This window comes from Janibacter sp. CFPM2_SD2, from assembly GCF_057364645.1.
Window position 1 is genome coordinate 1 of record NZ_JBNFOF010000150.1, and the last position, 7,999, is coordinate 7,999.

A 7,999-nucleotide genomic window follows, 5' to 3' on the forward strand; every position below is an offset into this window, starting at 1 on the left:
CGCGGCAGCGAGCGCGACGGCAGCGAGGGCGGTGGACAGCAGGCGGTGCGCAGTCATGTTTCTCCCCTTCGTCGTGGCGCCGGGCGGAGGGCCCGGCACTCACCCGCTGACACGGCGCCGCGGTCCGTGGCGTCGGGCGCCGTGACCCGATCGTGACCTGGCGCGGGGACCGTGACCGGTCGCTGCGCCACACCTGAGGCCCCGCTGTCAAGGAGTGGCGCGCTCGTGTGCTCCGGGCCACACTCGGATCATGACGACGTCAGCAGAGGACCGGACCCTGATCCTGCTGCGGCATGCGGACCCGGAGCCGGGCCGCGCCGGCCAGGACGATCGCGAGCGGCCGCTCTCCGACCTCGGTCGGGACCAGGCCCAGGACCTCGGCCGGTGGCTGCGCGAGCAGGGGCTGGGATGCGACGAGGTCATGTGCTCGCCCTCCCTGCGGACCCGCGAGACGATGCAGGAGCTCGCGGCCGCGGGATGCCCCGAGGCGGAGGTGCAGATCGAGCACCGGCTCTACAACGGCGATGCCGACGACGTGCTGTCGGTGATCCGCGGCTCGACCAACGACGCGAGCGTGCTGCTCGTCATCGGGCACGCTCCCGGTCTGCCAGCGGCGGCCAGCCTGCTCGCCGACGGCGAGGGCAGCGAGGAGGCGCACGACCGGCTCAGCGACGGGTTCCCGCCCGGCGCGGCCGCGGTCCTGCGCTTCTCCGGGCACTGGGAGGACCTCGCCTTCGGCGCGGCGGCCCTCGACGACTTCCGCACCCCCTGACCGACGCTTCGTGGTGGCCGACGTCCATGGGGAGCGCTCCCCATGGACGCCGTCGTGACCGGGCGCAATACTGCGCGTGGCGGCCACAGGGGACGCCACATCACTCGGGGAGTCACCACATGAAGTCACTCATCACCCGCGCCGCAGTGCTCGGCGCCTCCGTCATGACCGCCGCCACGCTCGCCACGCCCGCCCAGGCCGCGCCCACCGCCGAGACCACGGCGACCCGCAGCTACTACGGCGCCATCGCCATCAACTCCCGTACGCTCGCCGTCGGGCTCATGAACGACTCGTCGACCCGCTCGGGTGCCGAGCGGCTCGCGCTCACCCGCTGCAAGAACTACAGCTACTCGTCCTACTGCAAGAACGTCGTGTGGGTGCGCAACGGCTGCGCCGCCGTCGCCGTCAAGTACGACAGCAAGGGCCGCCCGGTGCGCTACGCCAGCGCCTACGGCTCGTCGAAGTGGCCCACGATCCGCCTCGCGCAGAAGCGCGCCAAGGGCTACTCGACGAGCGGCACGGTCAAGACCCGCGCCTGGCTGTGCACCACGCGCTACTACTGATCGGCCGCGCTCCGCACGCAGGGCCGCCCCGGCACCACGCCTGGGCGGCCCTGCGCCGTCCCGTCAGCGGGCGAGCGTCGTCGCAGCGGCCAGACCGCCGAGCTTGTGCGGGTTGCGCACGATGTAGACGGCGCTCACCCGCCCTTCGGTGAGGGCGAAGGTCGCCACGGCCTCGAGCTCCCCGTCGATCTCGAGACGAAGGGAGGGGGAGCCGTTGACCTCCACCGCCTGGGCCCGCGTCGCGGAGACGTAGACACCGCGGAGGAAGCGCAGCACCTTGTCGACCCCGAGGATCGGTCGCAGCGCGGCCTGCTTGACCCCACCACCGTCGGTGAGCAGGACGACGTCGGGAGCGAGCACGTCGACGAGCGACTGCAGGTCGTCGCCGGCCACGGCGGCGAGGAAGCGCTCGACGACCGCCGCCTGCTCGTCGGCGGTCACCTCCTGTCGTGGGCGACACGCGGCGACGTGCTGCCGGGCGCGGTGGGCGGTCTGGCGCACGGCATCGGTGCTCTTGCCGACCGCCGTCGCGATCTCGTCGTAGGGCAGGTCGAAGACCTCGCGCAGGACGAAGACCGCCCGTTCGGTCGGGGCGAGGGTCTCGAGGACGAGGAGCATCGCCGTCGACACGCTCTCGGCGAGCTCGACGTCCTCGGCGACGTCGCGGGTGGTGAGCAGCGGCTCGGGCAGCCACGGCCCGACGTAGTCCTCGCGCCGCCGGCTGGCCGAGCGCAGGTGGTTGAGCGCGAGGCGGGTGGTGATCCGCACGAGATAGGCCCGGGGGTCGTGGACCTCGTCGGTCACCCGCGACCAGCGCAGCCACACCTCCTGCAGCACGTCCTCGGCGTCGGCGGCGGAGCCGAGCATCTCGTAGGCGACGGTGAAGAGCAGGTTGCGGTGGGTGACCCAGGCGTCGGTGGCGCGGTCGGTGCTCACCCGCTCACCGTCCCACGTCGCCGGAAGTCGGGGCGAGCGGCAGCTCGCAGACGTCGGAGTAGCCCTGGCTGGCCAGTCCGGCGGCGGCGTTGAATCGGGAGCGCTCGTTCTCGACCGCCACCATCATCGTCAGCTCGACGAGGGCCGCGGTGCCGAGCTGCTCGCGCAGGTTGTCCGACATCTCGTCGGTGACCTGCGGCGGGGTCGCGGTCATCGCCTCGGCATAGCTCATGACCTCGCGCTCGAGCGGGGTGAAGACCGTCGACTCGCGCCAGCGCGGCACCTCGCGCACCTTGTCGAGGTCGAGACCGTCCTCGTGGGCCGTGTAGTAGCCGAAGTCGAGGCACCACGAGCAGCCGATCGTCGCCGCGGTCGCCATGACGGCGAAGGCCTTGAGGTGGGGGTCGAGCGCGTCCCACCGGGCGACCTTGCGCTCGAAGCCGAAGACGCTCCACGCCACCTTGCGGTCGTGCGCCAGGACGTAGGCGTTGTCGGGCACCTCGCCGTAGAGACGTCGGCAGATGGCCACGACCACACGGCCGAAGGGGGAGGACATGTCGTTGCGGGGGATGCGGAAGGAGCTGGGCACGGTGGTTTCCCTTCGTCGGTGCGGGCCCCGGTCGGGCCGCTCGTCATGGAGACACCGCCCGCCCCGCCCGTGTGACAGAAGGCCGTCGCTCAGACCGGCAGGGCGAGGCGGCGGAAGGTCGCGGTCACCTCCATGCCGACGTGCTCGTAGAGCCCGAGCGCGCCGGTGCGCGAGTCGGTCGACAGGCCGGACCGGGGCAAGCCGCGCCGGCGCCCCTCGGCGAAGGAGTCGGCGAGCAGGGCGCGGGCCAGGCCCAGGCCCCGACGGTCGGCGCGCACGGCGAGCTCGTCGACCCAGAGCATGCCGTCGCTGCTGCCGATGACCATCGCGACGCCGACGACGACACCGTCGGGGTCACGGACGACCCGGCAGCGCCACGGCGCCGCCTCGTCGCCGTAGAGGAAGTCGGCGGCCCACTGCTCGTAGGTCGTCGGCTGCCGTCCCGGCCACTCGCCGAAGGCGTCCTCGATGACCCGGTGGACCGTGGTCATCTCGTCGGGCCGCCCCTCGCCGAGGTCGTGGCCGTGGGGGAGCGGTTGGGGCTCCAGCCGACGCTCGGCGGGCAGCTCGAGCACCCACGCGTCGAAGTCCGGGTGCGCCCCGGCAGCGACGAGGAAGGCCTCGGCCGCGCTGCCGACCGGCACCGTCTGGGCGACCTCGCGCTCGCCGAGGGCAGCGGCGGTCGTCCGCGCCCAGCGGTGCAGCGCGGTGCCGATTCCTCGACCGCGCAGGCGGGCCGGGACGACGGCGTCGAGCCGACCGTGCCTGCCGACGACGACATAGGCCACGAGGTCGTCACCCTCGACGAGGCCGAGGCTGCGTCGCCCGAGGTCGGCGTCCGGCGCCCGCCACGAGCGCTGCACGTCGACGAGCTCGGTCATCGGCTCCGGCAGGGACTCCGCCTCGTCCGCACGGGCGAGGGCGACGACCGCCTCCGCGTCGTCCGGCCGGAGCGGCCGGGGGTGCAGGTCGATCCCACGGGGGAGTGCGAAGGGGGTGGTGCCGGTGGTCATGGGAGCCAGCGTCCCCCCTTCGGCCCGCTGTCGTCACCCGAGTTTGCGTGGGGACCGCGCAGCCAACTCTGCAAAACCCTAGGGTTTTGCAGAGTTGGGGTGTCCCCATGGGTTGCGTCAGGCGCCTGTGGCTGGGTGGTCCCAACAGCCGCGTCCCACATGGTGGGCGCGGTTGTCTCATTCATTGACACGGTGGCCGCGTCGGGAGAGAGTGTCCGCATGGCCCTCCTCCTCGTACTTCCCCGGCGCGCTGCCTGAGCGACGACCCGTTCGTCGACGCAGCGCGCGCCCTTCACGTCCGGACCAGGACTGAGGGGCTTTTTCATGCCGGGAGAAGATGTGAGGAGCAGGACGGATGGCACGGCAAACCGAAGGACACACGGTGACTGACACGACCAGCAGCGCCCCGACCCCGGCAGCGCTGGCGCGCCGGGCGGAGGCCCGACCGACCCCAGAGCAGGTGACCGGAGCGCAGAGCCTCGTCCTCGCGCTCGAGAGCGTCGGTGCCGAGGTCGTCTTCGGGATCCCCGGCGGGGCGATCCTGCCCGCCTACGACCCGCTCATGGACTCGGTCAAGGTCCGCCACATCCTCGTGCGCCACGAGCAGGGCGCCGGCCACGCGGCCGAGGGCTATGCCTCCGCGACCGGCAAGGTCGGCGTGTGCATGGCGACCTCCGGCCCGGGCGCCACCAACCTCGTCACGGCCATCGCCGACGCCCACATGGACTCGGTCCCGATGGTCGCGATCACGGGGCAGGTCGCCTCGAGCTCGATCGGCACCGACGCCTTCCAGGAGGCGGACATCCGCGGCATCACCATGCCGATCACCAAGCACAACTACCTCGTCACCGACGCCGCGGAGATCCCGCGGGTCATCGCCGAGGCCTTCCACATCGCGAGCACCGGCCGACCCGGCCCCGTCCTCGTCGACATCTCGAAGGACGCGCTGCAGGCCACCACCACCTTTGCGTGGCCGCCGCAGATCGCCCTGCCGGGCTACCACCCGGTGACGCGTCCGCACGCCAAGCAGATCCGTGAGGCCGTGCGCCTCATGGCCGGCTCCCGCCAGCCGATCCTCTACGTCGGTGGCGGGGTCATCCGCGCCGGTGCCGATGCCGAGCTGCGTCGCCTGGCCGAGCTCACCGGCATCCCGGTCGTCACGACCCTGATGGCGCGTGGGGCCTTCCCCGATGGTCACCCGCTGCACCTGGGCATGCCCGGCATGCACGGCTCGGTCGCCGCGGTGACCGGGCTGCAGCGCAGCGACCTGATCATCGCCGTCGGCGCGCGCTTCGACGACCGGGTCACCGGGCAGCTGTCGTCCTTCGCGCCGGGGGCCAAGGTCATCCACGCCGACATCGACCCGGCCGAGATCTCGAAGAACCGCGTCGCGGACGTGCCGATCGTCGGCGACGCCAAGGCGATCATCAGCGAGCTCATCGCCGCGGTCGAGGCGGGCGAAGGGGAGGCCGCCGGCATCGGTCCTGGCCTCTACCGCGAGTGGTCGGCGACGACGACGCGGTGGTCGCAGGACTACCCCGTCGGCTACACCTCGCACGGCGAGGGCGCCCTCATGCCGCAGCAGGTCATCGAGCGGCTCGGCGAGATCGCCGGCCCCGAGGCCGTCTACGCCGCGGGCGTGGGTCAGCACCAGATGTGGGCCGCGCAGTTCATCGGTTACCAGCGCCCGAAGTCGTGGCTCAACTCCGGTGGTGCCGGGACCATGGGCTACTCGGTGCCCGCGGCCATGGGTGCCAAGGTCGGCGAGCCCGACCGGGTCGTGTGGGCCATCGACGGCGACGGCTGCTTCCAGATGACCAACCAGGAGCTCGCCACCTGCGTCATCAACGACATCCCGATCAAGGTCGCGATCATCAACAACTCGAGCCTGGGCATGGTGCGCCAGTGGCAGTCGCTCTTCTACAACGAGCGCTACTCCAACACCGACCTGCACACCTCGGTCGGCAGCCGGATCCCCGACTTCGTCAAGCTCGCCGAGGCCTACGGCTGCGTCGGCCTGCGCTGCGAGCGCCCCGAGGACCTCGACGCGACGATCGAGCAGGCGATGGCGATCAACGACCGCCCGGTCGTCATCGACTTCGTCGTCGAGCGCGACGCCATGGTCTGGCCGATGGTTCCGGCCGGCGTGAGCAACGACGCCATCCAGATCGCCCGTGACGCCGCGCCCGTGTGGGACCGCGAGGAGTCCGAGGCCATCGAGCAGTCCACCGACGCCGACCACGACGGCAAGTGAGGTAGCGACCCGTGAGCACGAAGCACACCCTCTCCGTCCTCGTCGAGAACAAGCCCGGCGTCCTCGCCCGGATCTCGGCCCTCTTCTCCCGCCGCGGGTTCAACATCGACTCGCTCGCCGTCGGTCCGACCGAGCACCCCGAGGTCTCCCGGATGACCGTCGTCGTCGACGTCGACCAGCTCCCGCTCGAGCAGGTGACCAAGCAGCTCAACAAGCTCGTCGAGGTGCTCAAGGTCGTCGAGCTCGACCCGCTCGCCTCCGTGACGAGCCAGATCGTCCTGGTCAAGGTGCGCGCCGAGGCGAGCAACCGCAGCGGGATCCTCGAGACCGCGCAGATGTTCAAGGCGAAGATCGTGGACACGACGACCGACGCGATGACCCTGCAGGTCTACGGCAACTCCGACAAGATCGCCGCGATGCTCGAGATCCTCGAGCCCTACGGCATCAAGGAGCTCGTCCAGTCGGGTGTCGTGGCCATCGGCCGCGGCCCCCGCTCCATCACCGACCGCTCCCGACACTGACCCCCTTCGTCCCTCGTCCCACGTGGCGGGAGACGATGACGACCACCCCACGACTGCACCACCACGACACAAGGAGAAGTGCCCCATGGCCGCCGAACTGATCTACGACGACGACGCCGACCTGTCCATCATCCAGGGCCGCAAGGTTGCCGTCATCGGCTACGGCTCGCAGGGCCACGCCCACGCGCTCAACCTGCGCGACAGCGGCGTCGACGTGCGCGTCGGCCTCAAGGAGGGCAGCAAGAGCCGCGCCAAGGCCGAGGCCGAGGGGCTGAAGGTCCTCACCCCGCGCGAGGCCGCCGCCGAGGCCGACGTCATCGTCATCCTCGCGCCCGACCAGGTGCAGCGTCACCTCTACGCCGACGACATCGCGCCGGAGCTCAAGGAGGGCGACGTCCTCGTCTTCGGCCACGGCTTCAACGTGCGCTTCGGCTACATCCAGGCGCCCGAGGGAGTCGACGTCATCCTCGTCGCGCCCAAGGCCCCCGGCCACACCGTCCGCCGTGAGTACGTCGACGGCCGCGGCATCCCGGACATCATCGCCGTCGAGCAGGACGCCTCCGGCACGGCCTGGGACATCGCCGCCTCCTACGCCAAGGGCATCGGCGGCACCCGCGCCGGCGTCATCAAGACGACGTTCACCGAGGAGACCGAGACCGACCTCTTCGGTGAGCAGGCCGTCCTCTGCGGTGGCATGTCGCACCTCGTCCAGGCGGGCTTCGAGACGCTGACCGAGGCCGGCTACCAGCCGGAGATCGCCTACTTCGAGGTCCTCCACGAGCTCAAGCTCATCGTCGACCTCATGTGGGAGGGCGGCATCGCCAAGCAGCGCTGGTCGATCTCCGACACCGCCGAGTACGGCGACTACGTCTCCGGCCCGCGGGTCGTCGACGCCAAGGTCAAGGAGTCGATGAAGGGCATCCTCGCCGACATCCAGGACGGGTCCTTCGCCAAGCGCTTCATCGAGGACCAGGACAAGGGCGCCGTCGAGTTCCAGCAGCTGCGCGAGCAGGAGGCCGGTCACCCGATCGAGGCCACCGGCAAGGCGCTGCGCTCGCACTTCGCGTGGCAGTCCGGCGACGACGACTACACCGAGGGCTCGGCCGCTCGCTGACGACAGCGCGAGCATCGCAGCGAGCGCTAGCGAGCGAGGAGCGCAGCGCCGAGGAAGCGGGCGCATGAGAGCCGCTCGCTGATCCTCCACCTGACTTCCGACGCGGTCACCCCGCGGCGGGTCCCCGACGGGGGGCGCCCACCGGCTCACCAGCCGGGGCGCCCCCCTTCGTCATGTTGGGGACGTGCCGGAGGACCGGCCCGCCTGCGCAGGTCAGCCCGCGAGGTGACCCCCACG

General features: G+C 71.4%; 8 protein-coding genes. 5 read left to right on the top strand and 3 right to left on the bottom strand.

Translation table 11 applies throughout. From position 1 onward, the window contains the following. Positions 1-250: 250 nt before the first annotated feature. The gene (locus AC2W7J_RS13245; protein ID WP_255185686.1) at positions 251-772 is read left to right on the top strand and encodes a SixA phosphatase family protein; all 522 of its coding nucleotides are present in this window, start codon (positions 251-253) and stop codon (positions 770-772) included. A gap of 119 nt (positions 773-891) precedes the next feature. Further along, positions 892-1,335 (top strand): DUF4189 domain-containing protein, encoded by a 444-nt coding sequence (locus AC2W7J_RS13250; RefSeq protein WP_255185687.1) that lies wholly within the window; start codon positions 892-894, stop codon positions 1,333-1,335. 63 nt (positions 1,336-1,398) lie between these two features. Here AC2W7J_RS13250 and AC2W7J_RS13255 read toward each other — a convergent pair whose 3' ends face one another. From AC2W7J_RS13255 to AC2W7J_RS13265, 3 genes are all read right to left on the bottom strand, one after another. Continuing rightward, complete coding sequence (locus AC2W7J_RS13255; protein WP_485982947.1) at positions 1,399-2,271, bottom strand: RNA polymerase sigma-70 factor; 873 nt, start codon at positions 2,269-2,271, stop codon at positions 1,399-1,401. A gap of 4 nt (positions 2,272-2,275) precedes the next feature. Then, complete coding sequence (locus AC2W7J_RS13260) at positions 2,276-2,860, bottom strand: carboxymuconolactone decarboxylase family protein (RefSeq protein WP_485982949.1); 585 nt, start codon at positions 2,858-2,860, stop codon at positions 2,276-2,278. Between the two features lie 89 nt (positions 2,861-2,949). Beyond that, on the bottom strand, positions 2,950-3,873 hold the full coding sequence (locus AC2W7J_RS13265; RefSeq protein WP_485982951.1) for a GNAT family N-acetyltransferase: 924 nt from the start codon (positions 3,871-3,873) through the stop codon (positions 2,950-2,952). Between the two features lie 355 nt (positions 3,874-4,228). On the opposite strand from AC2W7J_RS13265, the gene AC2W7J_RS13270 reads away from it, so the two are divergent. The 3 genes from AC2W7J_RS13270 (at position 4,229) to ilvC (ending at position 7,762) form a co-directional block, all read left to right on the top strand. Further along, positions 4,229-6,127 (top strand): acetolactate synthase large subunit, encoded by a 1,899-nt coding sequence (locus AC2W7J_RS13270; RefSeq protein WP_485982953.1) that lies wholly within the window; start codon positions 4,229-4,231, stop codon positions 6,125-6,127. Positions 6,128-6,138: 11 nt separating this feature from the next. After that, positions 6,139-6,648, top strand: a complete 510-nt coding sequence (gene ilvN / locus AC2W7J_RS13275; RefSeq protein WP_255185692.1) for an acetolactate synthase small subunit — start codon at positions 6,139-6,141, stop codon at positions 6,646-6,648. Positions 6,649-6,733: 85 nt separating this feature from the next. Further along, entirely contained in the window at positions 6,734-7,762 is a 1,029-nt protein-coding gene (ilvC, locus tag AC2W7J_RS13280; RefSeq protein ID WP_255185693.1) for a ketol-acid reductoisomerase, read from the top strand. Positions 7,763-7,999 lie beyond the last annotated feature (237 nt).

What these genes read in the sequence shown, in the direction of transcription:
- ilvC (WP_255185693.1), top strand. Translation starts at nt 6,734, where the DNA reads ATGGCCGCCGAACTGATCTACGACGACGACGCCGACCTGTCCATCATC.
- AC2W7J_RS13265 (WP_485982951.1), bottom strand. Translation starts at nt 3,873, where the DNA reads ATGACCACCGGCACCACCCCCTTCGCACTCCCCCGTGGGATCGACCTG.
- AC2W7J_RS13270 (WP_485982953.1), top strand. Translation starts at nt 4,229, where the DNA reads ATGGCACGGCAAACCGAAGGACACACGGTGACTGACACGACCAGCAGC.
- AC2W7J_RS13250 (WP_255185687.1), top strand. Translation starts at nt 892, where the DNA reads ATGAAGTCACTCATCACCCGCGCCGCAGTGCTCGGCGCCTCCGTCATG.
- AC2W7J_RS13245 (WP_255185686.1), top strand. Translation starts at nt 251, where the DNA reads ATGACGACGTCAGCAGAGGACCGGACCCTGATCCTGCTGCGGCATGCG.